A 1,052-nucleotide genomic window follows, 5' to 3' on the forward strand; every position below is an offset into this window, starting at 1 on the left:
GTGGATCAAACTTATATGTAGCCTCATCTTTAATAAGATTGATTCTGATACTTACATTCTCACCCGGCATTGTACCTGTTAAGTTTCCGTTTGCATCTATTGATATCGAATCCGGAAGGTTCATAGCCGGATTTGCACTTGCATCATACTTATATCCGCTGATTGCAGGAATGTTATACTTTATCTCACCACCTGCAGGCGTTCCCTTTGAATAAGGGTTTGCATCTACATAGTTTTGTGTAGGAGGTACAGGTAAAGGTATTGTAAAATCTGCAAAGTTAAATGATGAACCGTCAGGCTTTAAATATGTCAAAGCAAAAGTGTATATAGTTGCATGTAGATATATAACCTTTGAATTCTCCAATGTTCCGGCTGCTTCATGTGCCACAGTCTTTACACCGTCTCCGGCTCCTATAGTCTGTCCTGAAATATCGGATTGGAAGTTTGCAGGAGAATATGGCAATGAGCCTCCTGACGTTCTGTCTGCATAGTCTGCCAACACGCTACCTTCAGTATTTGCTGTAGGTAGTGCATCACCTGTCATTCCTATTCCCATAGTTCCTGTTATAGAATTTCCAGATTCTACAAAAATAGGCTTCTTCCTTATTAAAACGTTTCCGTCTTTTGTTTTTACATCTGCAGTACCAAATGTACCGTTGTACATCTTTGAACCTGTAACATCAAGACTTCCGTTCACTGTAATAGGATATTTTCCTGTCGGTAAACCGGAATCTGTTGAATCAATAGCTGCACCGTCATCCAAAGATATATTGTTTTTAATAGCAGCGCTTCCTCCTGCAGCATTTATATCAAGAACACCGGTTCCTGAAATCTTAAATACTGAAGGTACTTTCGCTCCTGTTACCTTAAACTCTTTAATAACCGTTCCGGCTTTTACACTTACCTTACCTTTATCAAGATCAAAAGCAGGCGCTGTAGCAGTCGCATGGTCCTTATTTCCATCAACTATAACGTCACGGAAATTTAACATTGAGTCGTTATCACCCATCTTAAACAACTCACCTGTAAAACCGTCAGCTCTCTTTAAAGTT

The 1,052-nt window shown here is 39.6% G+C and carries 1 pseudogene; it reads right to left on the reverse strand.

Annotated elements, in window-relative coordinates:
* Positions 1-1,052: pseudogene (locus HMPREF1495_RS13860) on the reverse strand (N-acetylmuramoyl-L-alanine amidase family protein); the annotation flags it as partial.

It is taken from the genome of Lachnoanaerobaculum sp. MSX33 (genome assembly GCF_000512995.1).
In the GTDB taxonomy this organism is placed as follows: Bacteria; Bacillota; Clostridia; order Lachnospirales; family Lachnospiraceae; genus Lachnoanaerobaculum.